24 protein-coding genes are annotated in these 26,317 nt (G+C 56.0%); 11 read left to right on the forward strand and 13 right to left on the reverse strand.

Annotated features, from left to right (window positions below):
* The first annotated feature begins 284 nt into the window (after positions 1 to 284).
* From AC5EFR_RS17190 to AC5EFR_RS17200, 3 genes are read left to right on the forward strand one after another with little or no spacing between them, the layout of a single operon-like run.
* Positions 285 to 1,199 (forward strand): sulfite exporter TauE/SafE family protein, encoded by a 915-nt coding sequence (locus AC5EFR_RS17190; RefSeq protein WP_493576990.1) that lies wholly within the window; start codon positions 285 to 287, stop codon positions 1,197 to 1,199.
* Positions 1,196 to 1,948, forward strand: coding sequence for a TIGR02186 family protein (locus AC5EFR_RS17195; RefSeq protein ID WP_493576991.1), 753 nt, complete (start codon positions 1,196 to 1,198; stop codon positions 1,946 to 1,948). Before AC5EFR_RS17190 ends, AC5EFR_RS17195 begins: the two co-directional genes overlap by 4 nt.
* Positions 1,945 to 2,373 carry an acyl-CoA thioesterase gene (locus tag AC5EFR_RS17200; protein WP_493576992.1) on the forward strand — a complete coding sequence of 143 codons (429 nt, stop codon included), beginning with the start codon at positions 1,945 to 1,947 and terminating at the stop codon, positions 2,371 to 2,373. Before AC5EFR_RS17195 ends, AC5EFR_RS17200 begins: the two co-directional genes overlap by 4 nt.
* A gap of 86 nt (positions 2,374 to 2,459) precedes the next feature.
* Here AC5EFR_RS17200 and uvrC read toward each other — a convergent pair whose 3' ends face one another.
* The 5 genes from uvrC to AC5EFR_RS17225 all read right to left on the reverse strand — a co-directional run bounded on the left by uvrC (position 2,460) and on the right by AC5EFR_RS17225 (position 9,705).
* Positions 2,460 to 4,301, reverse strand: coding sequence for an excinuclease ABC subunit UvrC (gene uvrC, locus AC5EFR_RS17205; protein ID WP_493577018.1), 1,842 nt, complete (start codon positions 4,299 to 4,301; stop codon positions 2,460 to 2,462).
* 326 nt (positions 4,302 to 4,627) lie between these two features.
* Positions 4,628 to 5,404, reverse strand: a complete 777-nt coding sequence (locus tag AC5EFR_RS17210) for an SDR family oxidoreductase (RefSeq protein WP_493576993.1) — start codon at positions 5,402 to 5,404, stop codon at positions 4,628 to 4,630.
* A 10-nt stretch (positions 5,405 to 5,414) separates the two neighbouring features.
* Positions 5,415 to 6,362, reverse strand: a complete 948-nt coding sequence (locus tag AC5EFR_RS17215) for a calcium/sodium antiporter (RefSeq protein ID WP_493576994.1) — start codon at positions 6,360 to 6,362, stop codon at positions 5,415 to 5,417.
* A 171-nt stretch (positions 6,363 to 6,533) separates the two neighbouring features.
* Complete coding sequence (locus AC5EFR_RS17220; protein ID WP_493576995.1) at positions 6,534 to 7,328, reverse strand: S49 family peptidase; 795 nt, start codon at positions 7,326 to 7,328, stop codon at positions 6,534 to 6,536.
* 187 nt (positions 7,329 to 7,515) lie between these two features.
* Positions 7,516 to 9,705 carry a primosomal protein N' gene (locus AC5EFR_RS17225; protein ID WP_493576996.1) on the reverse strand — a complete coding sequence of 730 codons (2,190 nt, stop codon included), beginning with the start codon at positions 9,703 to 9,705 and terminating at the stop codon, positions 7,516 to 7,518.
* 118 nt (positions 9,706 to 9,823) lie between these two features.
* Here AC5EFR_RS17225 and fsa point away from each other — a divergent pair, with 118 nt between their 5' ends.
* Both fsa and AC5EFR_RS17235 read left to right on the forward strand, forming a co-directional pair.
* Entirely contained in the window at positions 9,824 to 10,477 is a 654-nt protein-coding gene (gene fsa, locus AC5EFR_RS17230) for a fructose-6-phosphate aldolase (RefSeq protein WP_493576997.1), read from the forward strand.
* The gene (locus AC5EFR_RS17235; RefSeq protein ID WP_493576998.1) at positions 10,470 to 10,967 is read left to right on the forward strand and encodes a hypothetical protein; all 498 of its coding nucleotides are present in this window, start codon (positions 10,470 to 10,472) and stop codon (positions 10,965 to 10,967) included. Before fsa ends, AC5EFR_RS17235 begins: the two co-directional genes overlap by 8 nt.
* A 46-nt stretch (positions 10,968 to 11,013) precedes the next feature.
* On the opposite strand, the gene AC5EFR_RS17240 is transcribed toward AC5EFR_RS17235, so the two are convergent.
* Both AC5EFR_RS17240 and parA read right to left on the reverse strand, forming a co-directional pair.
* Positions 11,014 to 11,856, reverse strand: a complete 843-nt coding sequence (locus AC5EFR_RS17240; RefSeq protein WP_493576999.1) for a DUF6206 family protein — start codon at positions 11,854 to 11,856, stop codon at positions 11,014 to 11,016.
* A 24-nt stretch (positions 11,857 to 11,880) separates the two neighbouring features.
* The gene (gene parA, locus AC5EFR_RS17245) at positions 11,881 to 12,522 is read right to left on the reverse strand and encodes a ParA family partition ATPase (protein ID WP_493577000.1); all 642 of its coding nucleotides are present in this window, start codon (positions 12,520 to 12,522) and stop codon (positions 11,881 to 11,883) included.
* A 231-nt stretch (positions 12,523 to 12,753) separates the two neighbouring features.
* On the opposite strand from parA, the gene AC5EFR_RS17250 reads away from it, so the two are divergent.
* Complete coding sequence (locus AC5EFR_RS17250; RefSeq protein ID WP_493577001.1) at positions 12,754 to 13,320, forward strand: hypothetical protein; 567 nt, start codon at positions 12,754 to 12,756, stop codon at positions 13,318 to 13,320.
* Positions 13,321 to 13,355: 35 nt separating this feature from the next.
* Positions 13,356 to 13,835, forward strand: coding sequence for a HugZ family pyridoxamine 5'-phosphate oxidase (locus AC5EFR_RS17255; RefSeq protein WP_493577002.1), 480 nt, complete (start codon positions 13,356 to 13,358; stop codon positions 13,833 to 13,835).
* A gap of 52 nt (positions 13,836 to 13,887) precedes the next feature.
* Here AC5EFR_RS17255 and AC5EFR_RS17260 read toward each other — a convergent pair whose 3' ends face one another.
* From AC5EFR_RS17260 to AC5EFR_RS17270, 3 genes are all read right to left on the reverse strand, one after another.
* Entirely contained in the window at positions 13,888 to 16,185 is a 2,298-nt protein-coding gene (locus AC5EFR_RS17260; protein WP_493577003.1) for a right-handed parallel beta-helix repeat-containing protein, read from the reverse strand.
* Between the two features lie 120 nt (positions 16,186 to 16,305).
* A complete protein-coding gene (locus AC5EFR_RS17265; protein WP_493577004.1) occupies positions 16,306 to 16,719 on the reverse strand; it encodes a DUF4864 domain-containing protein in 414 nt (137 codons plus the stop codon).
* A 151-nt stretch (positions 16,720 to 16,870) separates the two neighbouring features.
* Positions 16,871 to 18,448: a lysine--tRNA ligase gene (locus tag AC5EFR_RS17270; protein WP_299929380.1), complete on the reverse strand. Its 1,578-nt coding sequence runs from the start codon at positions 18,446 to 18,448 to the stop codon at positions 16,871 to 16,873.
* Between the two features lie 102 nt (positions 18,449 to 18,550).
* Here AC5EFR_RS17270 and AC5EFR_RS17275 point away from each other — a divergent pair, with 102 nt between their 5' ends.
* Complete coding sequence (locus tag AC5EFR_RS17275; protein ID WP_493577005.1) at positions 18,551 to 18,973, forward strand: tellurite resistance TerB family protein; 423 nt, start codon at positions 18,551 to 18,553, stop codon at positions 18,971 to 18,973.
* A 130-nt stretch (positions 18,974 to 19,103) separates the two neighbouring features.
* Complete coding sequence (locus tag AC5EFR_RS17280) at positions 19,104 to 19,532, forward strand: L,D-transpeptidase (protein ID WP_299929375.1); 429 nt, start codon at positions 19,104 to 19,106, stop codon at positions 19,530 to 19,532.
* A 9-nt stretch (positions 19,533 to 19,541) separates the two neighbouring features.
* Here AC5EFR_RS17280 and dacB read toward each other — a convergent pair whose 3' ends face one another.
* The 3 genes from dacB to AC5EFR_RS17295 form a co-directional block, all read right to left on the reverse strand.
* Complete coding sequence (dacB, locus tag AC5EFR_RS17285; protein ID WP_493577006.1) at positions 19,542 to 21,047, reverse strand: D-alanyl-D-alanine carboxypeptidase/D-alanyl-D-alanine endopeptidase; 1,506 nt, start codon at positions 21,045 to 21,047, stop codon at positions 19,542 to 19,544.
* Between the two features lie 68 nt (positions 21,048 to 21,115).
* On the reverse strand, positions 21,116 to 21,703 hold the full coding sequence (locus AC5EFR_RS17290; protein WP_493577007.1) for a nicotinate-nucleotide adenylyltransferase: 588 nt from the start codon (positions 21,701 to 21,703) through the stop codon (positions 21,116 to 21,118).
* A gap of 117 nt (positions 21,704 to 21,820) precedes the next feature.
* Positions 21,821 to 22,978, reverse strand: coding sequence for a methyl-accepting chemotaxis protein (locus AC5EFR_RS17295; protein WP_493577008.1), 1,158 nt, complete (start codon positions 22,976 to 22,978; stop codon positions 21,821 to 21,823).
* A gap of 535 nt (positions 22,979 to 23,513) precedes the next feature.
* Here AC5EFR_RS17295 and ettA point away from each other — a divergent pair.
* Together ettA and AC5EFR_RS17305 are read left to right on the forward strand one after the other, a co-directional pair.
* On the forward strand, positions 23,514 to 25,169 hold the full coding sequence (ettA, locus tag AC5EFR_RS17300) for an energy-dependent translational throttle protein EttA (RefSeq protein ID WP_493577009.1): 1,656 nt from the start codon (positions 23,514 to 23,516) through the stop codon (positions 25,167 to 25,169).
* 333 nt (positions 25,170 to 25,502) lie between these two features.
* Positions 25,503 to 25,709, forward strand: a complete 207-nt coding sequence (locus AC5EFR_RS17305) for a cold-shock protein (RefSeq protein WP_299929360.1) — start codon at positions 25,503 to 25,505, stop codon at positions 25,707 to 25,709.
* Positions 25,710 to 26,317: the final 608 nt, after the last annotated feature.

A 26,317-nucleotide genomic window follows, 5' to 3' on the forward strand; every position in this document is an offset into this window, starting at 1 on the left:
GCTGGGGCCCATGTTTGGAATAGCCCGGCATCGAAGCACTGCGCCGCGGAGCCGTCCAGCATAGGCTTTTGTATGGTCTCAGGTGCCACCTAGGACACGGCATCGAGCCAACGGGCTTTTGCTGGCAACAATTGCGACCTGTTGGGTCGGACTCTATCGCGCGCTTGGTGCGACGTCCCAATACTGTGGCAATTTCCGGTCCAGTTGTGATGCTTTTGTATATCCAACTGTAAACCCGCGTCGCTGCACTTGCATAAAACCTGTGTATGACGCTAGGAAAGACTATGCAGGTCTACCTTCCTATCGCCGAAGTATCGGTCAATGCGTTCCTCCTTTTGGGGCTGGGCGGGCTCGTGGGTGTACTCTCGGGCATGTTCGGCGTCGGGGGCGGGTTTTTGATGACCCCGCTTTTGTTCTTTATCGGCATTCCGCCCGCGGTTGCCGTTGCCACAGAAGCCAACCAAATCGTCGCCTCGTCGTTTTCCGGCGTGCTCGCGCATTTCAGGCGAAAGACGGTGGATCTCCGAATGGGCACGGTGCTGCTCATCGGCGGTCTCGCCGGGGCAGCACTGGGTGTTGTGGTCTTTAACTACCTCAAAAGCGTCGGCCAAGTCGATTTGCTGGTCAAGCTTTGCTATGTTGTCTTCCTTGGCATCATTGGCGGGCTGATGTTCATCGAAAGCCTGAACGCCATTCGCAAAACCAAAGCTGGCGTGGTTCCTAAGCGCAAGAAACACAACTGGATTCACGGGCTGCCCTTCAAGATGCGGTTTCGCACCTCGGGCCTGTATATCTCGGTTATCCCACCGCTGATCGTTGGCGTCTGCGTCGGTATTCTGGCCGCGATCATGGGTGTTGGCGGTGGCTTTATCATGGTTCCGGCGATGATTTACCTACTGGGAATGCCAACCAAAGTGGTTGTCGGAACATCCCTGTTCCAGATCATCTTTGTGACCGCGTTCACCACCCTATTGCACGCCACCACAAACTTTACCGTCGATATTGTTCTGGCCGTTCTGCTCTTGGTTGGCGGCGTCATCGGTGCGCAATTTGGTGCTGTAATCGGGGCCAAGCTCAAGGCCGAACAATTGCGTATCCTCCTGGCGCTGATGGTGATCGGCGTTTGCCTCAAACTGGCGCTCGATCTTTTGATCATGCCAGGCGAATTGTTCAGCCTCGGCGCGGCAGGAGGTCATTGATGCGCATCCTGCTGGCATTCCTGTTGCTCTTCGCCTTGCCCGCTAAGGCCGAAGAAGTTGTTCTTGGCCTCAGCAAGGATGAAATTGCCATTTCGGCCGATTTCGACGGTTCCGAAATCCTGATCTACGGCGCGGTCAAACGAGAAGAGGCAATCCCAGACGAACCGCTTCATGTGATCATCACAGTCGCCGGGCCATCCCAGCCCGTGACCGTCCGCAAGAAAGATCGCCGCTTTGGCATTTGGGTTAACACGGAAGCGGTCGAAATCGACAGCGCCCCAAGTTTTTATGCCGTCGCTACGTCTCAAGAATGGCCCGTGGTCATTAGCGAAGTCGAAGATTTGCGCCACAAAATCTCGGTCGAACGCGCCATCCGCGCCGTCGACGTCGCTGCGGCGGATCCCCGGCGCTTTACCGAAGCTTTGACCCGTATCCGAACCTCTGAGCACAAATACCAACAGCGCGATTTCGAGGTAAATCTACGGGAACAAACCCTGTTTGACACTGCCATCTCCTTGCCGGCCAACTTAACCGAAGGCTCCTACAAAACCCGCGTGTTCCTGACACGCAACAAAGAGGTCATTTCTGTTTATGAAACCGAAATTGACGTGCGCAAGGTTGGATTGGAACGCTGGCTCTATACCATGTCGCGTCAACAACCGCTTCTTTACGGGTTGATGTCCTTGGCCATTGCCATCGCTGCGGGCTGGGGGGCATCAGCGGCCTTTAACCTGATACGTCGCGGATGAGCCGACCCACCCCGTTGCTGCGCGAGCAATTCCGCGCCTTTGTCCCGCTCCAGACCCGCTGGGCGGACAATGACGAATACGGCCACATGAACAACGCCACCTACATGTCGCTGTTTGATACGGCGCTAAGCCTGTGGCAACTCCAAAATGGCCTCGCCATTCGTGGCCCCGAGGCGCTGCGTTTTCTTGTCGTGGAAAATGGCTGTCACTATTTTGAGGAAATCGGTTTCCCAGATCAACTAGAGGCCGGTCTCCGTCTTGGTCATCTCGGCAATAGCTCTTATCGCATGGATATTGGCCTGTTTCGCGCCGGAGCCGCCACCGCGGCGGCCCAAGGCTTCTTCGCTCAGGTTCTGGTGGATCAAAGCGGCAAACCAACCCCCATTCCCGACGCGCCGCGCACCATTCTCTCGACACTCCTCTAAGACCCCGGCACGCGTCTTTTTTCCCCAACTATCCCTGAGGATTATGCAACGCAGACGGGGGCAGCGCCCCCTCACGCACGTCGCCGCTAGCCTTTCTCATGAAAGAAGTCGTAGATCTTTTCGGCCAGCGCCTCACTGACCCCATCTACAGCCTTCAAATCCGCCAGATTGGCCCGTGTCACCGCCTTAGCCGATCCGAAATGCGCCAACAGTGACCGTTTGCGCGCCGCCCCAACACCGGGAACTTCATCCAACGGATTGGCAAGCTGCGCCTTGGCGCGTTTGGCCCTATGGGTCCCAATGGCAAAGCGGTGCGCCTCATCGCGCATGCGTTGGACAAAGTACAGGATCGGATCATTGTGTCGAAGCGCAAAGGGTCGCGCGCCCACTCGGTGGAACTCTTCCTTACCATGGTCACGATCAACGCCCTTGGCGACCCCAACCATCGGCACATCTTCGACATTGTATTCGCGCTGAATTTCAGCGACCGCCGACACCTGACCGGCCCCGCCGTCAATCAACAACAGGTCCGGCCAAAGGCCTTTGCTGCGATCCGGGTCTTCTTTCAATAGGCGTGTGAATCGGCGGGTTAGCACCTCTTTCATCATGCCAAAGTCATCACCCGGCACCAAGTCTTCGCCCTTGATGTTAAATTTGCGGTATTGGTTTTTCATGAACCCGTCCGGTCCGGCGACAATCATACCGCCAACTGCATTGGTCCCTTGTATGTGGCTGTTGTCATAGACCTCGATGCGCTGCGGCGGGCCGTCCAACCCAAAGGCTTCGGCCACTCCGCGCAAAAGCTTGGCCTGTGTTGCGGTTTCCGACATCTTGCGTGCAAGGCTTTCGCGGGCATTGCGCGCCGCCCCATCCACCAACTCGGCCTTTTCACCCCGCTGCGGCACCGCGATCTCAACCTTTCGGCCAAGCTTGTCGCTAAGCGCCTCTTGCATCAGGTCCTCGTTGTCGATGCCATGGTTCAATAGGATCAACCGCGCCGGGTCTTTTTGATCGTAAAACTGGCCCATAAAGGCTTCGAGGATTTCGGCGGGTTCCACGTCTTCGCCGACCCGCGGATAGAAATCCTTGTTGCCCCAGTTCTGGTTGGCCCGGATGAAAAACACCTGCACACAGGCCTGTCCCTTTTCCAGATGAAGCGCAATGACATCCGCCTCGGGCACGGTGCGCGGGTTGATCCCCTGCGCTGTCTGCACCTGTGTCAGCGCCTTGATCCGATCACGAAGCGCCGCTGCGCGCTCAAACTCCATCTCGTCCGAGGCTTCTTGCATCTGCGCCGCTAGGGTCTCCTGAATTTCCGTTGACTTGCCCTGCAAGAACCGCGCCGCATCCTTGACGCTGGCGTTGTATTCTTCCGGGGTGATCTTGCCGACACAGGGTGCGGTACAGCGTTTGATTTGATATTGCAGACAAGGCCGCGTGCGGGTCGAAAACATCGCATCCGTACAATTGCGAAGCTGAAAGCCGCGCTGCAACTGGTTCAACACCCTGTTCACCGCCCCGGCGCTGGCAAAGGGACCAAAATACTGGCCGCTCTCTTTCTTGGCCCCGCGGTGTTTCTTGATCATCGGGTATTCGTGATCTGTCACCACGATATTGGGAAAACTTTTGTCGTCACGCAGCAGAACATTGAACTTGGGTTTCAGCTGCTTGATCAGGTTTTGTTCAAGCAAAAGCGCCTCGGTCTCGGTCCGAGTGGTCAAGAACATCATCGTCTTGGTTTCCGAGATCATCCGCTCAATCCGGCGGGAATGGCCGGTTGGTCTCGAGTAGTTCGAAACCCGCGCCCGTAGGTTGCGCGCCTTGCCAACATAGAGCACGCGAGACTGATCATCGAGCATCCGGTACACCCCGGGCGAGCTGTCCAACGTCTTGAGATAGGACTGAATAATCTCGTACCCGTTTTGCATGTTTTTCCCGTTTTCTCGCAGAGCCTCGCGCCCCGTATCAATGCTGGATGATTCCATTCTTTGGCTGCAATGCAAAGCGCTTTGATTCAAGCGTTAATACATCCACCGTTTCTGTGGATAAGTCTGTAGGTGAATTCTGTGTATACGCAAATTTCCGTTGTTTTTGGGGGTTTTTTGACATGTGCCTACTTTTTAGGCAAACTGTTAACGCTTTGATTTTAAATGAGTAATTTCTTATTGCCGGTCAAGTCATTGACTACATTAAGAAATTTGTAACGCTTTCGTAACACCCGCGTGACCAGTGCAAAACTTGCAACTCGGCTATGTCATTCGACGCCCTGAATGTCCGGTGTTTGCCAGCCAAGGTGCTGACCACCGTCGGTACAAAGCAACTGCCCGGTGACACCCGGCGCATCGAGAAAATACCCCAAGGCGGCGGTAATATCAGAGGGGTTCGACCCACGTTTTAAAACCGTATTGGCCCGCTGATTGTCAAAGTGCTCCGCGCTTTGTCGGGCCCCTTGCAACGTCGGCCCTGGTCCGATGGCATTCACCCGCACCCGTGGTGCCAGCGCTTGGGCCGAGGTCTGGGTCAGCGCCCAAAGCCCCATCTTAGCAAGGGTGTAGCTCATGAACTCCGGGGTGAGCTTGCGCACCCGCTGGTCAAGCATATTGACCACCAATCCGCCCGCAACCGGTTCCCCCATGTCATCCAGTTTCGGCTCAGGCACTTGTTGCTCAAACGTCTGGATCAACACAAATGGCGCACGCAGGTTGCTCTCAAAATGGCGGTCCCAGCTCACCCTGTCGGCACTGCGAATGTTGTCATATTCAAAAACCGAGGCATTGTTAACCAACACGGTCAACGGTCCGCCCAACGCATCGCAGGCGCGCGAAACAAGGGTCTGCATCTCGGCTTCGACCAAAAGATCAGCCTGCAGTGCCACAGCGCGTCGCCCCAAGGCCTTGATCTCTGCAACTGTGTCCAAGGCCTCTACCTCAGACCCAGCATAGTGCACCGCAACATCAAAGCCACGGCCCGCCAGATACAGCGCCATTGCCCGGCCCAATCGTCGCCCTGCACCGGTTACCAATGCCTGCATCTCGGCCTCCCTAGGTCAGGACAAGCAGAATATAGCCCACATAAAGCGCGGAAAGAATGACGCCCCAGATGCGGTTCAAATCCAACTTGAAGATCACGAACGGGATCAACAACACCGATGACGCCAGCATGACCCAAATGTCAAAGCGCAACAGGTTCGGATCGACCGGCATAGGTGCGATGAACGAGGCCACGCCAATAATCGCCAACAGGTTGAACATGTTCGAACCGATGACGTTGCCGATGGCCACGTCCGCCTGTTTGCGGATGGCCGCCATGACAGTTGTCGCCAGCTCTGGCAAGGATGTGCCAAGCGCCACAAGGGTCAAGCCGATCACCGTGTCAGGTACGCCAAACATTTCGGCGATCTCTGTCGCACTATCCACCAAAAGATCGGCACCAAGTGGCAGACCAATCAAGCCCAGCGCCAAGAACAAACAAATCTTCCACCAGCGCATTTCAGGATCCGCGCCTTCGGGTTCTTCAAGCTCTTCGTCACATTTACCTTCGCGGCGATGTTTTAGGGCGTCACGGATCGCGTCACCAAGGATCAGTGTCAAAACGGTCAACAAGACCAAGCCGGCGATCCAGTCAAAGACGCCGCGAAACGCCAACGCGATGAACAAAACCGTCGAGGCCATCATCAAGCCATAGCTTTTGCGGGTGTCGCATTGGCTGGTGTGCATCACTGTTATGAGGGCGGGCACCCCCAAAACCAAAAGGACATTTGCGGTGTTGGAGCCAATCACATTGCCCAGCGCAATACCGGGCACGCCCTCTAATGCCGCCTGAACCGAAATCAGGAGTTCGGGCGCAGAGGTGCCAAAAGCCACAATCGTCAAGCTGACGATCAATGCGGGAATCCCGACCCTCAGACTTAGGTTGACCGCACCTTTGACAAGCGCGTCCCCAGCCAACAGCAGGATCAGCAACCCTAAAACCGCATAGACAAAGACCATGTCAGCCCTTTCCCTTGCCACAGTCACACGGACCACGACCAATCTTAAAGCGCCCGCAGCGGGGGCATTTCGCCGATTTCAACCGGTCTTGACCGGGAAACCGCAGACGTCCAAACATGGCGAGAATGGCTATAAACACCAAAAAGATTGAAACAATCTTGACCAGCATGTTTAGAGACCAAACCGTGCAAACAAGGCGCGTTCCTCAACTTCTGTGATGGCACCTTGCATTGCCTGAATGCCGATACGCGGCACAAGCGGCTTTTTCTGTTCCAACCGGCGCAATTGCACCTTGTCACCAAAGCGGTCTTTCATCGTTGGCACCAGATGCCCGATCCCGTCGGCCAAGCCTTGTTCCACAGCCGATTGGCCGATCCAGACCTCGCCCGTGAACAAATCCGGATTATCGGCAAGCTTGTCGCCCCGGCGCTCGCGCACCTGAGCGATGAATTGTTCATGCAACTCACCAAGCAACTTGTTCAAACGCGCGACATCTTCTTCGGTCTCGGGCTTGAACGGGTCCATCATGCTTTTGGATTTACCCGCCGTGTGGACACGCCGCTCAAACCCTTGACGTTGCAGAAAAACATGCGCGCCAAAGCCCGATGAAATCACCCCAATTGACCCAAGGATCGAACAACTATCGGCGATAATTTCATCTGCCGCCGAGGCCAGCCAATAGCCCCCCGACGCCGCCACATCTTCGACAAAGGCGAACACAGGCACGTCGTTTTCCTCGGCCAATCTGCGAATACGTGCGCCGATCAAGGCGCTTTGCACCGGTGACCCACCGGGAGAATTGATTTCCAACGCCACCGCATCGGGTTTGCGTTTGAACGCTTTCTCCAAAAGGCTTGCCACGGAACGGTCGCTCAGGCTGCCACGACCTGATGCGCCAATTGCCCCCTGCAGGCGCACAACGGCCACCTCAGGGTGATTTTTCAAAAATGGGATCCAGCGTCTCATGTCCGCTGATGTAGAGCCGCCGGGTGCGACAAACAAGGTATCCTATCCGTTTGTCCGCCCTTTGTGACCTCGACGCCCCGATTGCCGCAAGGGAAACGGGGTTTGGGGGTTCGCCCCCAAGGCCTGCGTGGCCTGAACGCTGTATTTCGTTGGCGGGCCATGCCCGCACCGGCTGCGAAACGTCGCGTCAAAAGAAGCTTTGTGGGTCAATATCGATTGATAGCCGCAAGTCGCCCTTGAGCTGCACTTGCCCCGCCCATTCCGCCAGCGCATGTTGCAACATCACATCCTTTGGGGCCTTGACCAACATCCGAACCCGGTGCCGCCCCCGAACGCGGGCAATTGGCGCGGGGGCCGGCCCATAAATCGTTGCTCCAACGCGTCGCAAGGGCGCATCGTTGCGGGCCAGATGATTGCCGAGGTCAAACACCTTCGCCGGATCTTCTCCCGACAAAATGATCCCCGCCAATCGGCCAAATGGTGGCATTGTCGCTGCCCGACGTTCATCAAGCTCCGCTTTCCAAAACGCCTCTTCATCCCCGGCCAGAATCGCGCGGATCACCGGATGTTCGGGTTGAAAGGTTTGCAAAAGCGCCGTGCCGGGCTTTTCCGCCCGACCGGCACGCCCTGCAACTTGCCGCATCAATTGAAAGGTCCGCTCCGCTGCGCGCAAATCCGACCCTTGCAAGCCCAAATCAGAATCAATCACCCCGACCAACGTCAGCAAGGGAAAGTTATGCCCCTTGGCCACAAGCTGTGTGCCGATGATAATGTCCGCCGCCCCGGCCGCAATCGCCTCGATCTGGCCCTTTAGCTCACGCGCAGTGCCATAAAGGTCCGACGACAAAACCGCTATCCGGGCCTCGGGGAAAAGCTCTTGGGCCTCTTCTGCCAATCGCTCGACTCCCGGGCCAACCGGGGCCAGCCGGTCTTCGGCCTCGCAAGACGGGCATTTGTCGGGCATCGGTTTGGTTTCACCACATTGGTGACACACCAGACGTTTGAGGAACCGGTGTTCCACCATCCGCGCATCACAATCGTCACAGCCTATCTGCTGGCCACAGGCCCGACATAGCGTCACCGGCGCATATCCACGGCGGTTGAGGAAAAGCAGGGATTGCTCCTTGCGCTCAATCCGCGTGGCAACTGCTCGCTGTAAACTCGGGGATATCCAGCGGTTCGACGGCAAGTCTTCGCGTCGCATATCAATGGTGCGCATCTCAGGCAAAACAGCTGGCCCATAACGCGAACTCAAAATCACCCGTTTGTATTTCCCCGCCTCGGCATTGTTCCAGCTTTCAAGGCTCGGCGTGGCCGAGGCCAAAACAACCTGCGCCCCAAGGATTGAGGCGCGCAACACCGCCATGTCGCGGGCATTGTACAACACCCCGTCGTCCTGTTTGTAGGACGTGTCGTGCTCCTCATCGACGACGACAAGGCCAAGCCGTTGGAACGGCAAGAACAGCGCCGATCGCGCCCCAACAACAACCTGCGCATGGCCCTGCGCCACCATCCGCCACACCCGGCGGCGTTCAGTCATGGTCACACCGGAATGCCATTCGGCGGGTTTCGCGCCAAAGCGCGCTTCGATCCGGGTTAGGAACTCCGCCGTCAGGGCGATTTCCGGCAATAGGACAAGCGCCTGACGCCCCTGTCGCAACGCCTCTGCCACCGCCTCAAGATAGACCTCGGTCTTGCCCGAGCCGGTCACCCCCTTTAGCAACACCGTGTTATAGGCGTGCGATGCCTGCCCCTGTTGCAAGGCTTCGGCCGCGGCGTGTTGATCAGCGGTAAGCTCTTTGCCGCCGTGTTCCGGGTCCAAGACCGGAAATCCCGTGTCACGCGGTGTTTGCTCTTCGCGCACTGCACCGGATTTCACCAATCCTTTGACCACGGATGTGGTCACCCCGGCGGCCTCAGCCAGCTCCTTGAGGGTCAAAGACAAGCCACCCATCTCGCCGCAAGCGTCAAGCACACGACGACGCGCGTCGGTCATGCGCGGTGGCTCCCCCTCGCCCAAACGGTACACCTTTTGCATCGAGGGCGGGTCGCCAAGCCCCGGCGCGCGGGTCGCCAGCCGCAGCATCGCGTTCATCGGAGTCAACGTATAAGCCCCGCAGCGTTCCAAAAACGCGCGCATTTCCTCGCGCATCGGTGCAACATCGAGCACACGAATGACCTGCCGGATTTTGGAATAGTCGAAGTTGCCCTGCCCCGGACCCCACACCACGCCAATCACCTTGCGTGGACCAAGCGGCACTTCGACAAAGGCCCCCTGATGGCAGCCCCCCTCGGGCGCACGGTAATCCAACAACCGATCAAGCGGTTGCGTGGTCTGTACCGAGACCAGCGCGTTTTCCTCGTAAAAACCCTGCATCACACTCCAAATTCCGTTAGCGCCACCATTGACCCGACAATGAGGCTTCCTGTGCCGCCCTTCCTGAGGTAAGACACCGGCGATCAATTGCCAAGCTTCGCCTGGAGGGCCCCCCGCAATGAAATTCTTTGTAGATACCGCCGAAGTCGACGCCATCGCCGAGCTCAACGCTCTTGGTATGGTGGACGGTGTGACCACCAACCCGTCGCTGATTGCCAAATCTGGCCGCGACATTCTTGAAGTGACCAAAGAGATTTGTGACATGGTCGACGGCCCGGTGTCCGCCGAGGTTGTCGCGCTTGACGCCGATGCCATGATCGCCGAGGGCCGCAAGCTCGCCGAGATCGCCGACAACATCGCCGTCAAAGTGCCGCTGACGTGGGACGGGTTGAAAGCCTGTAAAGTGCTGTCGGATGAGGGAAAAATGGTCAACGTGACCCTGTGCTTCTCGGCCAACCAAGCGCTTTTGGCGGCCAAAGCCGGCGCGACTTTCATCTCGCCCTTCATCGGTCGTTTGGATGACATCAACATCGATGGTCTTGAGCTGATCGAAGACATCCGCACCATCTATGACAACTACGGCTTTGACACCCAGATCCTCGCCGCGTCGATCCGCACCGCCAACCACATGAGCGAATGCGCCAAAATCGGTGCTGACGTGGCCACCGCGCCACCCGCCGTCATCAAAGCCATGGCAAACCACGTTCTGACCGACAAAGGTCTGGCCGGGTTCTTGGCCGACATCGAAAAAGCCGGTATTAAAATTGTCTAAAAGCCGACAGCGCGGGGAGAAATCCCCGCTCTATCGCAAGGTCAACACCCGGACCCACGGGGTACATCATGGGTCCGGTCAACGTGCTGCCTATGAACGTGGCACCAAGTCCGGCGCACAAAAATCGATGCATTCAGGCCAACGCCATGGACTAGATTACACGCCCCTCTTCCGGTTTCTGCTCTCCCGAGTAGGCACGCCATGGGACTCGGTCTACGCCGAAGCGGTGTCAAGATTGGACAAACCTGAGCCGATTTTTTGGCTGGTGGCTGAGCACCCAAAAGACCAGCGCGACGTGGTGCGAACCGGCGAAAGTAGCTACTATAGCGGTCTTTTTGTGGACGCTGGCGGTCTCTTGGCCGTTGTAGACCCGACAATCACCGCCGAACGCATCACCCCACAATGCCCCTGTTGCACTCACAGTTTCAACGGCAAGACGATCCCACGCAAGTTCACTGAGCACGGGCTATCGCTCGTAGCGCCGGGCTAACCACGCGCGGTACCAAATTCCGTGCACGGAATTTGTGGCACCCAGATCAGATGTTGGGTTCACCCTGAAGGCCCAAAAGCTTGCGAAAGCCGGTCCAATAGCCCGGAAGGCGGGGCGGTTGCTGAAGCCCCTCCAAGGTCTCATCCAACCAAGGCTGCATCCGACGCTGGGCAAAATCGCGCCCCCACGTCAGATAGGCCTGCGCATCATCCGGACGCAAACGGCAAGCCGAGCCAACCAACCCAACCAGAGTTTCGGGCGGTGAATACCATTCATCTTGGATGCCGGTGACTTTGTTTTGGAAAAACGGTCCGACAACACGCATCAACCGGCTGTCGGAAAAGGTCAAAAGCATCTTGCCCATCTCATCGCGTGAATAATGGATCAGCGGCGGGAAGGTGTCGAAGAACACCGCGCGCCCATCGACATAGGCGAAATTGCGGATCGACGGGTGAAAGCCGATGCGACTTTCACAGGTCTGCGCCCAATGCCAAAAGGTCGAGATCACATCACCGGCGGCTTCCATCATCACCAGAGTGTCATCAAGCGGCTGCGACATCATCAGCGGGCGCATCATGCTATCGGCAGGAAGCGCCTGTTGCACAATCACCGGGGCGCGAATGCCATCCAAGTCCAACAAATGAAAATCGGTTTCGGGAAGGCCGACGCCCGAATCGTACATCGCTTGGACATAGTCGTCATGACAGGATTTGAGCCTGTCCAGTTCGCCGGTGTCGGACAGGCCGCGATAGACCTTGATGACCTTGTCAGAAAACACCCCGGACGCCGGGCGAAACGGCGCACAGAAATAACCCAGCTTTGAGACGGTTTGACCGCGCGCGGCGGAATCGGCGCGGATCAGGTTGGCCAGTTCGGCAAGATCGGTCATGGTGGCTCTCCTTTGAGAGACCCTTTAACGCGTTGCCAGCAACTCCGCCACCTCTGCCGTCAGGCTCAGCACTTCGTCGCGCGCCGCGGACTTGCCCGCTTCGGTAACGCCCCGCCCCTGCCCCATGGTTTCGGCGAATCCAACGCGGTTGGCCAATCCGGACTTGGCGACATTGGCCCCAAGCTCTTGGGCGGCGGCGGCGACTTCGGTGCCCAACCGCGTGCCCGTTCGGGTGCGGTTCATCACCAAAAGCGTGTCGCGGTTTTCACGGTTGGCCAGATCAAGCACCCCTTCGGTGGCCCAGAGGTCAACATGGCTTGCCGCGACGGGCACAACCACCAAATCAGCAACCCGCAGCGCCGGGCGCAGATCGCTATCGGCTTTGGGTGGGGTGTCGATGATGACCACATCATTGCTGGCCCCCAACTTGCGGCACTCAAGCGAAATTCCCCAAGCCGAGGATGTGGTGAAATCTAAGTCGGTGCACAACGCGGGGTCGCGCTCCATCCGCGTCATGTACCAACGGCCCAAACTGCCTTGCGGATCAAGATCAACCAAAGCAACGCGTTTTCCTTGATCGCGAAACCCCAAGGCCAGATGCGCCGCCAATGTGGTTTTGCCACTGCCGCCTTTTTGCTGGGCAACCGTAATAACATGTCCTGGCATGTGTCTTCCCCCAAAGTGCCTCTGGGTCACTTTGCACCTGCAGAAACGTAAAAGCCACCCCCGTCGGCTGGGGCGATTAATCGCGTCTTAACCATTGTGAAGCCATAATTTACCTTTATCAGGTCAGGACCCATGCTTTTTCGTTGCCTTTTCACCATCGCCTTTTGCCTCTGCGCGTCTTTCGTGCAGGCCGGAGCATGGCCGCGTGAAAAGGGAAGCAGCTTTTTTAGCATGTCCGTGCGTCTCGGCTGGCCTCAAGATGTGACGCATTGGATATCTAATGATCCAACCGATCAATACCGAACCGCCTATTTTGAATACGGATTGACCGACAAGGTCACCCTTGGCTTTGACCTCGGAAATTCTGTTTCAGGTGACGGAAAGGCCATCGGTTTCGTTCAGTTTCCTCTTCGGAATCAAGACACAGGCCCGAAGGTAGCGTTGCAATTTGGCCTTGGTCAAATCTCTGGTGACCGCGTGGTTCGCCCCGGTCTTTCGATTGGATGGGGCCTCAAGAAAGGCTGGATCGGGATCGAAAGTTTTATGGAAATGCGGGCGGATACGGGTGTTTCAGACTACAAGGTCGACTTCACTTGGGGCCGCAACCTTGCCAAAGACCGCAAATTGATCATGCAACTGCAAACCGGCATTCAACATGGCGATCCCGCCTTTGCCCGCATCGCTCCTTCGGTCGTGTTTCCCGTCCACAAACGGATCAAGCTGGAAACCGGCGCGACATATGGTTTGACAGGGGATTCATCCATGGGATTGAAACTGGGCTTTTGGACCGAATTCTAATGGCTGTTGGGGCCGGATGCCGCTAGGATTTATCCATGACCGATCCTATTCGCCCGACCGATGCCGAGGCCCGTGCCCTTGCCTGTGATCTGATCCAAACGGCTCGATTTGGGGCCTTGGCCGTAACAGATGGCGATGGCCTTCCCATGGTTACGCGGATCGCCAGCGTGCCGGGCCTTGATGGTTTGCCGCTGTCCTTGGTTTCCGACCTGAGCGCACATACCCAAGCGCTCAAGTCCAACCCCGCCTGTGCTTTGATGCTTGGGGAACCCGGCGACAAAGGCGATCCTCTGACCCATCCTCGACTTAGCCTGCAAGCCACAGCCAGTTTCATCCGCCACGGCGATCCGGCCCATGCGGACACCGCAGCCCATTACCTTTCGCTTTACCCCAAGGCCAAACTTTATATCGGGTTTGGCGATTTTTCGTTCTTGCATTTCACGGTCACGCGGGCCTTTTTAAACGGTGGATTTGGCAAAGCCTTTGTGCTGAGCGCCGACGATCTGGGCCCATAAAAAAGGCCGAGCCCCCAAAGGGACCCGGCCGCACCAACACCTAGGCCAGTGCTTATTTATCCATGCGGATGTTGACCGTCACATCGCCCAGCATGGGTTCGGGCCACACGACGTGAATGCGGTCCTGTTGCCCCCCCTGCTGAACACTCGCATAGGGGAAGTGGTTGCGAGTCACGTTGGACGCATTGCGTGGACGCGAGCGGCTTACCAAGCTTTCGACTTCCTTGGCATAGCCTTCAAATGGCAGACGATTGTCCGTTTCGATCTCCCACACCGATTCAGCACTGTTTTGCGAATGCTTGATAAGCAAAGGATTAGATGCGCCTGACTCGATATTGTGATAGGTATTGCCCGAGAAATGGATCGCTTTCATGCTCCCCTTCAGCACCGCACCTTCGGATGTATCAATGCGTTCGGCCCGGTAGATCGTACCACCCACACAGCGGAAGGTATTGCCGCTCACGTTCAAACCATTGATGATGTGCCCGGTGCCAAAAGGCTTCCAAACAATCGAGCTGAACCACTGGCTCACCTCGGAACACAGCATGACATTGTTGGTGATCGACAGACCCGCAAAACCAAATCCGCCGGTATGGTTCGGCTCTGGCTCCCGTTCGTTGGTCCATTCGACAAAGCAGTTGTCGATGTAATTGCCGCTGATCTGCGTATTGCACGCCCGAACCGCAATAACGATACCCGCCGTACGCGGCGCATTGATGCCTGCCCCACCCCCTTGGAAAAAGTGGTTGCCGGTGATGATCGTATGCGTGCCGCTGAGTACGGCGAAATGACGGAACTGCGAGGCCCGGCAATTACGGATTTTCACGTCATTGGCGTTGGCGTTGATCGCAACCGTATGGCGGTCTTGCGGAGCAGCACCACCTTCGTGGCTGATGAACTGACAATGATCAATCAAGATACCCTGACAACCATCACCGATTGACGTGATCCCACGATTGCCCGGACGGTTGAAAACACAGTTGCGCACAACGTTTACCGTGCCCAAGCGCGGCAAGATAAGCCCCGAGGCCTCTTCACCACATTGGAATTCAATGCCTTCCAATTCAAAGACGTTCAGACGATCAAAACCGGTGAAATCCAGCATATATTTGAAACGGGTGAACGTGTAGTTCTGCGTGCCTTCCGCCCGCGACAAAGGTTGCGACAGGGTGATTTCCTGGGCTGCAACATTGACCTGTTTCACATAGATTTCGCGCCCGACGCCATCACTGGCTTCAACCAGAGATCCAACCTGAACGTTGGCAATGTTGGACACATTGGTCAAACGCCACGGGTTGCTTGCCGCATAGCGGGCTTGGCTGGTGACAACGGTTGGGGCCCAATTGCCAGAGCTTTCGGCACGCAGCTGACCATTTCGGATCACACGGCGTTGCGCATAGGTTGTCCGGTTTGGAACCGCCGCTTGCACATCAATTGGGGCGCTAACCGACACACGACGCCCGCCAAGATCAAGGCTTTCATGGTCCGCGTTGTTCATCAACGACTGGAGCGCCTTCTTAAACGCGGTTTCCTCGTCGCCCCCAAAGGCATCAATATAGGTCGGCAGGCTGAAATCTTTGGTCAGCGACAAAACCGCATCATCAGGCATCGTTACCTGACCTTCGAACTGCACCCGGCTGTCCAAAGTCACCGAGTCATTCAGCCGATACGTGCCGTTTGATACCAGAATACGACGGCCATTCGCCGCCTGATCAGCCGCTTCAAAGGCGGCGCTGTCGTTGGTTGACCCGTTGCCAATCGCGCCAAAGTCACGCACATCGACCCAATTCATCATGTCGCGCAAAAAGACGCTGGTCACATCTTCGATGACGATGTCATCAACGCGGACAACACCACCGTTTAGGCCGGTCAAATCAATGCCGAAATGCCCATATTCAGCCTCGGTGCCCCAGATCATATCGACGCCATTGCGTGATCCAATGCCGACAATGGCGCTGACTTCTACAACGTCCCCATAAGTCGTCAGATCGGTGCTATCACCGCGGGTTGTGACCCCGGTCACCGCATCATCATTGTCGTCGCCCGCCCACCCGGCGATACGCACGCTTGGCAAGCTGCCGGAAATGGCTTTGACACGCGCGGTGACACGCAAATAGCAGCCCGGCAAAATCGGTGTGCGCCCCATAAAGCGGAGCTTTTGTGTGCCTTCCGTTTTGACAATTTCAAGACATCCGCCAAAGTCCTGATCGGCCGGAACAAAGGCCGCAGTGGCCAAGCTTGCATAGGTGTCCGATCCCGGTACCCCATCGCCACGGGACCATTGCCCCAGATTGCCCGCTGAAAATGCAGGAGGCATAAAGACCACGCCGTCGGTAATCGCCTTGTTCATGCTGTACCCTTTCGTCACAAGAGGCCACTCTGGCCCGATCGAGAAAGGGAAATATCAATGGGGTCTTAACGGTCTGAAACCGCACCGCGCGCTGTTTCTGCTTTGCGCGCAACGCGGTGGTTAAACCGCCACTTCGGGCGGCGGGATCATCTGTACCGCGGCAATGCGCCAGTCTCCTTTGACCTCGATCATCATGTAATCAAGGGCAAAAACCTGTTCGGCGTGATCGGTCACAATCACCTGTTGCCACAGGTTTCCTTCGATTTGACGCAACTCTCCAAAACGCACATCCTTGGGTCGCCACACCATCGGATACCCGTTCTGGACCATCACCCCAAAGTTTTCAGAAGTTCCAAACAGACTCTGAATAGTCGGGCTGGCGTACTCAAACGCCTTGGCAAAGTCATCAACCTGAAAGGCCTCGATTTGCTGTTCAATGGTGTTTTCAATGCCTGGATTGCGGGTTTGCGCGTCTTGTCCGACGGCCACACCACCGATCCCCATCAAGGTCAAAGCAAAGATTAAACTGCGCATTTGAATTCCTCCTCATCTGCTCAAAAAACTAGGCCTTTTGGTCGTCAGATCAAATCAGGGCGCAAATGACGGTCGAAACGAAAAAGGCGAAACCGGAAATATGTCCGATTTCGCCAGTATTTTGTACCGATTGGGTTGGTGGTGCCGGCTACTAGCCCAGTTCGCCCGCCAAGCCCTTTTCGATCAAAGCCACGGTTTCAGTCACGCCATAGAGCGCGATGAAACCACCAAAACGCGGCCCTTGGCTTTGGCCAAGAAGCACTTCGTACAACGCTTTGAACCAGTTGCGCAGCGGGTCGAACTCATGCTCTTTGCCCACCGCGAAAACGAGGGTTTGCAAGGCTTCGTCACTAACCTCACCATCATAGGAGCGAAGCCGTTCTGCCAAGTCTTCGATCGCCTTGCGCTCTTGCTCATCCGGGGCGCGGAAGACCTTGGAAGGTTTGACAAAGTCCTCATAGTACTTGACCGCAAAGCCCGCAGCGGCATCCAGATCAGGATGGGTTTCTGGCGTCGCATCCGGCGCATAACGACGGATAAAGCCCCACATCGCATCCTTGTCTTCTGCACCGGCGGCCGAAGCAAGGTTCAGCAACATCGAGAACGGCACAACCATTTTTGACTCGGGAACATTCCCGTTATGGATGTGCCATACTGGGTTGTTGACCTGCGCCTTAAGCTCTTGGGTCGGATAGGCACGCAACTGCTGATGGTATTCGTCCATCGCCTTTGGAATAACGTCAAAATACATACGCTTAGCCGTTTTTGGCTTTTGGTACATAAAGTAGCTGAGGCTTTCGGTGCTGGCATAGGTTAGCCATTCATCAATCGAAATCCCGTTGCCAGACGATTTCGAAATCTTCTGACCTTTGTCGTCCAAGAACAACTCATAGGTGAAATGCTCAGGTGGCTTCACGCCCAGCACCCGACAAATACCGTCATAAATTGGCGTGTTGGTGCTGTGGTCCTTGCCATACATTTCGAAATCAACGCCAAGAGCCGCCCAGCGCGCGCCAAAGTCCGGCTTCCATTGCAACTTGACGTTGCCACCGGTCACCGGCAACGTCCACTCCTTGCCGTCTTCGTCGTCAAAGGTGATCTCGCCCTTGGCCGCATCAACGTTTTTCATCGGTACGTACAAAACCCGCCCGGTTTCCGGGTGGATCGGCAAGAATATCGAATAGGTCGCGGCCCGCTCATCACGTAGCGATTTGAGCATGATTTTCATCACGTCATCATAACGTTCACAGGCCCGCAGCAGAATCTCATCAAACTGGCCGCTCTGGTAAAACTCGGTCGCCGAGATGAATTCATACTCAAACCCAAACGTGTCCAAGAACCGACGCAGCATGGCGTTGTTGTGATCGCCAAAGCTGTCATGGGTGCCAAATGGATCGGGCACTTGGGTCAACGGCTTTTGCAAGTTTTCGGCCAACATGTCTTGGTTGGGAAGGTTGCCGGGCACTTTGCGCATGCCATCCAAATCGTCCGAGAAACAAATCAAACGCGTCGGAATATCGCTGATCACCTCAAAGGCACGGCGGATCATGGTCGTCCGGGCGACCTCACCAAAGGTGCCGATATGTGGCAATCCAGACGGCCCATAGCCGGTTTCAAACAACACGTAGCCCTTTTCAGGTGGCTTCTTTTCGTACCGTTTGAGCAGACGGCGTGCTTCTTCAAAGGGCCAGGCCTTAGTATTCATCGCCGCGTCGCGCAGATCGGACATCAGATTCTCCTGAATTGAGGGTTGCGGACCGCTTCCTATTGCCCCTGCGCCCTCAGGTCAATAAATTGCGCCGCAACGCCGCATATTTGAAAGGCCGGTTTTATGTCTGATGCCCCACATCCTCTTAGTCCACAGGACTGCCTTGTTGCAGTAATGATTGCCATTTCCGCCTCGGATGAGAACGTCCGAACCGCAGAATTGGTCAAAATCGATTCGGCTGTGAACAACTTACCGGTTTTCGCCAACTACGACGCGGATCGCGTCCGCGAAATGTCCGTGTTGGTGTTCGAGCTTTTTGGACAAGAAGACGGGTTGGACGCGCTTTTCGGTATGGTTCGCAATGACTTGCCCGAGCGTTTGTTCGAAACCGCCTATGCGCTCGCCTGTGATGTGGCCGCCGCGGATGGCACTTTGCAAGAATCCGAACTGCGTCTTCTTGAAGAAATCCGCTATGAGCTCAACATCGACCGGCTTCATGCCGCTGCCATTGAACGCGGTGCCCGCGCACGACACATGTCGATCTGACGCCACATCGCATCAATATTTAGACGTTTCAGCCCTCAGGTCAGGTTTCCCTGACTGACCTGAGGTTAACATTATCGTATAGTTCCCTCAGGCATTATTGCCACGCTGCTTTGATTTCTGGAGGGACATTATGAACCGGATTTTCGCCACTTTATTGACCATCGCGATGCTTTTCGCGCTACCCGCAACAAGCTTTGCTGCCGCTCTTGTTGCCAAGGTTGACGTCTCATCACAAACGATGACCGTTATCCACAATGGCAAGGTTGCCTACCGCTGGCCTGTTTCAACCGCACGCAAAGGCAAATACACTCCGCGCGGCTCTTGGAGCGCCAAGTGGCTGTCCCGCTATCATAAATCCAGCCTCTACAATAACGCGCCGATGCCCTATTCGATCTTTTTCAGTGGGAATTATGCCATTCACGGAACCAATCAGATTAGCCGCTTGGGGCGCCCCGCGTCCGCGGGATGCGTCCGCCTGCACCCTGATCACGCCGCACGCCTATTTGAGTTGACCCAGCGCGTCGGCAAATCAAACATGAAAGTTGTCATTCACAACTAACGGTTTGGATCAGCCGCTATAGACAATTCCCCAGCGCTCGATCAGCTCTTGTTGCAAACGTTTCGCCCGTCGGTTCCACTCGCGACCGCCGGGCGGGCGTTCTCTTTCCGACTTCTTGAGCCCCGCACGTTTGTCGAAGTTGGCCGCGAAAATGGCGAACACCAATTCGCGCCCGTCGGGTAAGTCCACATATCCCGCCAAGCCACTGACAAAATTCAGGGTCCCGGTCTTGGCATGTACCGAAAGTGGGTGATCCTTGATCTCTTTGCGCTTTGCATCCAGCATTTTGAACGGCTTAAGCAAGGGCTTCAGCTCGTTTGATTTCCTCAAATGCTGCAAGGCTAACATCATGTCCCCCGCACTAATCCGGCTGCTTTCGCCCAAACCCGAATGATCCACCAAGGCCACCGACTGCAATCCAAATACCGCGTTTGCCCATGCGTTCATTTGCGCAGCAGAGCCTGCCAAAGATGTCATGGCGCGACCGCTGCGTTTTTGGGACGCGGTCAATCCGACAACTTCAGCCGTCAGATTGGTGGACCATTTCAACATATCTTTCAGAAGGCGTGACAACGGCGCACTTTGCACCTTGGCCAAAACATCCCCTGCGGGTTTTTGATCCGCCACAATAGGAGCAGAGAGTTTGATGCCCTGCGCCCGTGCAAAGCTTTGAAACACCTCGCCGGCATAAATCTCGGGCTTACGAACAGGGAGCCAGCGCGCGCCGCCCTTGCCCAAAGCGCCACGCGCAACGGTCCAATTGTCGACACCGGCGCGATCTTCATAGGTGTAAATCGGCACATCGCGCGCGATCACGGTCATCTGCGCCATGTTGACATTGGGTCGATGTGCGTCTGACCGCGCCTGCATCGTTACCGCGTAGCTGCCATTTGCGCGTTTCCATTCAAAGTGAACCCGATTGTAATTCAGGTTCAGCCCAGACACCGCAGGGTTGTATCCCACATGGTCCGGCTGGCTTTGGTCGATGTCGCGCAAATGCGGGAGAGCGCCACCCCAAACTTTGAAGTCACCTTTGACGCCTTTGATTCCCGCCTCTTTTAGATTGGCGGCCAGGTTTGCCAAGGCATTGGTGTCTAACGTAGGGTCGCCCCCACCCGCCAACACCAAATCCCCCTGAACAACGCCATCTACAATCGCCCCGGTCGCCAAAACACGGGTTTCAAATCGGTACTCTGCCCCCAAGACGTCCAAGGCAAACGCAGCGGTTAACGCCTTGGCAACGCTGGCCGGCGGTTGCCCCAATGTTGGTTCGCGCTCTTCCAGTATCTTACCGGTTTCCACATCGGCCACAGCGAACCCGACACGCCCGCCCAGTTTTGCCGCCTCAACCAACTGCTCCGCCGGCTTTTGCAGCTCTTTGAGCAAGTCCGCGGCTCTTGCGACGGGCCTAAGAGACCGTTCTGGCGCGTTGGCCCAAAGAGACGTCGCCATGCTGCCCATTGAAAACCCGGCAGCGCCACCCAAAAATAGTCGTCTTGAAATCTGTTTGGTCATATCACGATCTAAGCTGAGTCATCGGCGTTGGGCAAGCGGGCAATCTTCACTGCCTTGTGAAAAACGCCTTAGCCACTGTGGTTCCAAGTGCCAGTTTCACGAATTTGAGACGAACTGACCCCGGACATTGGCATATTCACAAAGCTCCAGCGCGGGGCCGGTCCACATGCCAAAAGTCGGGCCTGTTTGCTTGGCAAACGGGCGGCGCTAAAGACCTGTGATGTCACGGACATCCGCGCCGCAATGCGCAATTTGGGCCGCGCCAAGACCCCGACCGGCATCGTCATCATGATACCGCGCCAATTCTCCCAACGATGGAACTGGAACAGATTATCCGCCCCCATCAACCACACGAAATTCACCTCTGGCCAAACGGATTTAAGGGCGCTTAATGTCTCGTAAGTATAGCGGGTTTGGTGTCTCTCTTCGAAGTCGCTCACCACAATACGAGGGTGATCAATCAACGCGCGCGCCGCCGCCATGCGTTTTGCAATCGGGGCTGGAGGATTGGGTTTCAGGGGATTTCCCGGGCTAACAAGCCATAGAATTTTATCTAGATCGAACCGCTTGAGCGCCTCTTGGGAGAGATGCACGTGCCCTTGATGCGGTGGATCAAAAGACCCGCCCAAAACGCCCACACGCAAACCGCGTGCCAAGTTTACCCCTTCTGACCACTTCGCCACGTCGTGTTTCCCCTATCGCGCGATTGCGTTGGGGATAGGGGGTCGGCACAAAAACTTCAAGAATCCAAACCTGATGGGTAAAAGCGTCCCTCAAAAATCCTGCCAGGGAGGGGGACCGCCCGCTGCACGCCTTTGCGCAGCCGGTTCCGATCGCTTTGGTGCCGGCGGCGCGTCTTGGCTCCAATCGTCGAACTCAAGGCCCGCGTGGCGGTTGGCAGTGTGCCCTGGGGCTCGCACCTGAAATTGCGTCACCAACGCCCGAATATTTACCGCCTTATCCCGCAGCGCACGGCCAGCGGCCGCACTCTCGCCAACCATGGCCGCGTTTTGCTGGGTAACTTGATCCAACAGAGTGATGCCATTGTTGATTTCTGAAAGGCCCGTTGCCTGCTCTGATGCGCCGGAGGCGATGTTTTCTACACTTGTCGTCGCTTGCGTAACTCCGTCGAGGATGTCTTCGATCGACTGGCCCATCTCAGACACCAAGATCACCCCGTTGCTGACATTATTGTTGGATTCTTCAATCAATTCTCGGATTTCTGAGGCACTATCAGAGGATCGTTGAGCAAGCGCACGCACCTCAGCGGCAACCACAGCAAAGCCCCGCCCCACATCTCCGGCCCGCGCGGCCTCAACCCCGGCATTCAACGACAAAAGGTTGGTTTGAAAGGCTATTTCCTCGATAACTTGAATGATTTGGGAAATTTTCACCGAAGATGTCTCGATCGCACTCATGGCGTCGACCGCACGCCCACGCACCGCTTCTCCGCATTGCGCCTTGTCTCTCGCATGCGACATCGCGGTGACAATCCGTCCGGCTCTATCGGCGGTGGAGGTCACGCTAGAGGTAATTTGCTCCATCGCGGCGGCGGTTTGCTCAAGAGTCGCGGCTTGATTTTCCGTGCGAATTGACAGGTTGTCTGCGCCTTCACTTAGCATTGTAGCATCGCGATCAATGGATTCGGCACTCACTGCCAGTTCGGCAATAATCGTGGCCAAGGCATCAACGGTTTGGTTGAAATCCGCGCGCAAAGGTTCGTAGTCTGCCGTCATCGGATCGGTCAATTGACATTCGAGATCGCCGGCCGACAATTTGCGCAAACCGCCGCCCAATTGCTCCATGACGATCGCCATATCCGTTGCCCAATCTTGGGTTTCCTTAGCTTTGCCTCGATTGGATTCCAGAAGGCTTTTCAATTCACTATAGACAGTTTTCAAATCGCCAGCCCCGACATCAACAAGCGACATGTCCCCTCCTTCATTACGCACAAGTTCTGCCATATCACGCGTCAATGCCGCGACCTGAACGGAGTTGCGACGCGCTTCTCGCCAACAAAAAAGCCCTAAGAGGGCCAACAAAACGACAGGCAAAGACGTAAACACAAAGATATGCCGTTGTTGGGCCAACACAGGCCGCGCAGCATCCGTGAAGGACGCCGGATCAGGCCACGTCAGCCACAACCCCAGCCCTGAAAAAAGCATGGATAGCAAAAACATCGGCAAAGCGACGGCCAATAACAGCCGCCCTAGGCCTCCAAAGGGAGGTTTGGGTTTGGGTCGTTTTTCGGGTTCGGCGACAAACAATTCGATCTCCGCTCACGCCTTTTAGGGCCCCACGGGGCCGTGACGTTGCCCAAAAAACCAAGGAAACCTTTACATCGAATTAATGGTTAACGCACAGGACCCACCGCCGGGACTTGGGCAAAACACTGGTCGATTGCACCGGACCTCACAACGCGCTACTCCGGCGGACAACACGAATTTCTTAGCGGAGCAATGACCCATGGCGTCTTACCAGTATGTCTATCACATGGATGGTGTATCCAAGACCTATCCGGGTGGAAAAAAATGTTTTGAAAACATCCGGCTAAGCTTCCTTCCCGGTGTAAAAATCGGGGTCGTCGGGGTCAACGGTGCCGGTAAATCGACGCTGATGAAAATCATGGCGGGAATCGATAAGGACTTTGTGGGCGAGGCTTGGGCCGCAGAAGGGGCCAAGGTCGGCTACCTTCCGCAAGAACCTCAGCTGGACGAAAGCCTAGATGTGCGCGGCAATGTCATGCTGGGTGTGAAGGCCAAGAAAGACATTCTTGATCGCTACAACGAGTTGGCGATGAATTACTCGGACGAAACCGCCGACGAAATGGCCAAGCTCCAGGATGAGATCGACGCCCAGAACCTTTGGGATCTCGACAGTCAGATCGACGTCGCAATGGAAGCGCTCCGCTGTCCGGCTGATGACGCTGATGTGGCCAATCTCTCTGGGGGTGAAAAGCGCCGGGTTGCCTTGTGCAAGCTATTGCTCGAAGCGCCTGATATGTTGTTGCTCGACGAACCGACCAACCACTTGGACGCCGAAACGATCGCATGGTTGCAAAACCACCTGATCGAATACAAAGGCACCATCCTGATCATCACCCACGACCGCTATTTCCTCGATGATATCACCGGTTGGATTTTGGAATTGGACCGTGGCCGCGGCATCCCCTACGAAGGCAATTACTCCGCATGGCTTGACCAAAAAGCCAAGCGTTTGGCGCAAGAGGCCCGCGAAGACAAATCCAAGCAAAAGACGCTGGAACGCGAATTGGAATGGATGCAGCAGGGTGCCAAGGCCCGTCAGGCCAAATCCAAGGCTCGTATTGCAGCCTATGAAGAGATGGCCGGCCAATCCGAGCGCGAAAAGGTTGGCCGCGCACAAATCATTATTCCCAACGGTCCACGTCTTGGGTCCAAGGTGATCGAGGTCGAGAACCTCAAAAAAGCCATGGGCGACAAACTGTTGATCGAAGATCTGACCTTTAGCCTCCCCCCCGGTGGCATTGTCGGTGTGATCGGTCCGAACGGCGCGGGTAAATCGACACTGTTCAAAATGCTGACAGAAAATGAAACGCCCGATGGTGGTTCGATTGAATTGGGTGACACGGTGCAATTGTCCTATGTGGATCAATCGCGCGACGATCTGATCGATGGCGAAACCGTTTGGGAGGCCATCACCGGCGGTGCTGAGATCATCAAACTTGGCGATGCCGAGGTCAATTCACGCGCCTATTGTTCGTCGTTCAACTTCAAGGGCGGTGATCAACAGAAACCGGTCAGCAAACTGTCGGGTGGTGAGCGGAACCGCGTTCACATGGCACGTTTGTTGAAGTCTGGTGGCAACGTTCTGCTCCTCGACGAACCGACCAACGATCTGGACGTTGAAACCCTCCGTGCGCTCGAAGATGCCCTGACCGACTTTGCCGGTTGCGCGGTTGTCATTTCGCACGACCGCTTCTTCCTCGACCGGATTTGTACTCACATCCTCGCCTTTGAAGGTGAGGCACATGTGGAATGGTTCGAAGGCAACTTTGAGGACTACGAAGAAGACAAGAAGCGTCGCCTTGGCGAGGCCGCTTTGGAACCGACGCGGGTCAAATTCAAAAAGTTCGTCCGCTGATTTCAGGTGGGCCGGAATGCGATATGTTGGCATGCGCAAACCGGCCCGCCTTCACCTCCAAGACAACAACGATCGAATCCCGCATCGGTTGAATTCTTGTCTTTCCACCCTTTGACCAGCCCCATTTTTTACCGACTATTCAACTTTCAAACGTTGTTGGCCACCCGCCTGAGATGTGCGTATCCCTTTACAGAACAGGGATTCTCTGGCATACAATTCGCGCTACTCTCTACCTCGACCACTGTTTCCCTATCCGGCACCAGTCTCGACAAAGACGACGATGCCGGGCTGCCGCAACTCCGTGGGCAGCACCAACCCTGAAGGGAACATGACATGGCAACAGGTACCGTAAAGTGGTTCAACACCACCAAAGGTTATGGTTTTATCGCACCCGACGATGGTGGCAAAGATATCTTTGTTCACATCTCGGCTGTTGAGCGTTCCGGCCTGACCGGCCTGCAAGACAACCAAAAGGTTTCTTACGAGCTGCGCTCTGGCCGTGATGGTCGCGAAAGCGCATCGGACATCGAACTGGCCTAATCGGCCTTTCGTATCGAAACTAACGAGGCCGGAGCAGTTGTGTTCCGGCCTTTTTCTTGTCTGTCACGCTGTGCTCACATCCCTGACAGGTAAGTGAAACATGACTACACAGACGACCGTTTTGCCCCCACCTTGGTAGTCAGGAGGACAAGACAATGGCTGATAAACATAACCAACCAACCCAAGACGCACCGCGCCTGCCCACCCCCGGTCCGCGCGCACCAAAACAGTACCGGTATAACGATTGGGCCGCCCTTTAGCCCCATTTAGAATTGACGAGTCTTTCAAGATAATTGTCCGAAAAGCGGCCAATTTTTGTGCCCCGGATGACACCTCAGGTCATGTAAAATTAAGACCTGCTCTCTAAGCCTAACCACATGAAAACGGTTGGCCTCATACTGGCAACGCTAGGCGCATCATTGATGCTTAGCCTGTCTGCCTTTGCGATCATTCTCGCGGGTACAGGAGTCCAAGACTCTGACCTCGTTTTGGTTGTCTCTTACCCTTGGGGGCCTCAAGCTTCTGATGTGATTGCGCAATCTGGACTTAGCGAAACGTACCCTGTCCGCGCACCACTTGGCGGCTTGACCGTGATTGACTCTGCTCAA

The organism is Pelagimonas sp. (assembly GCF_058892305.1).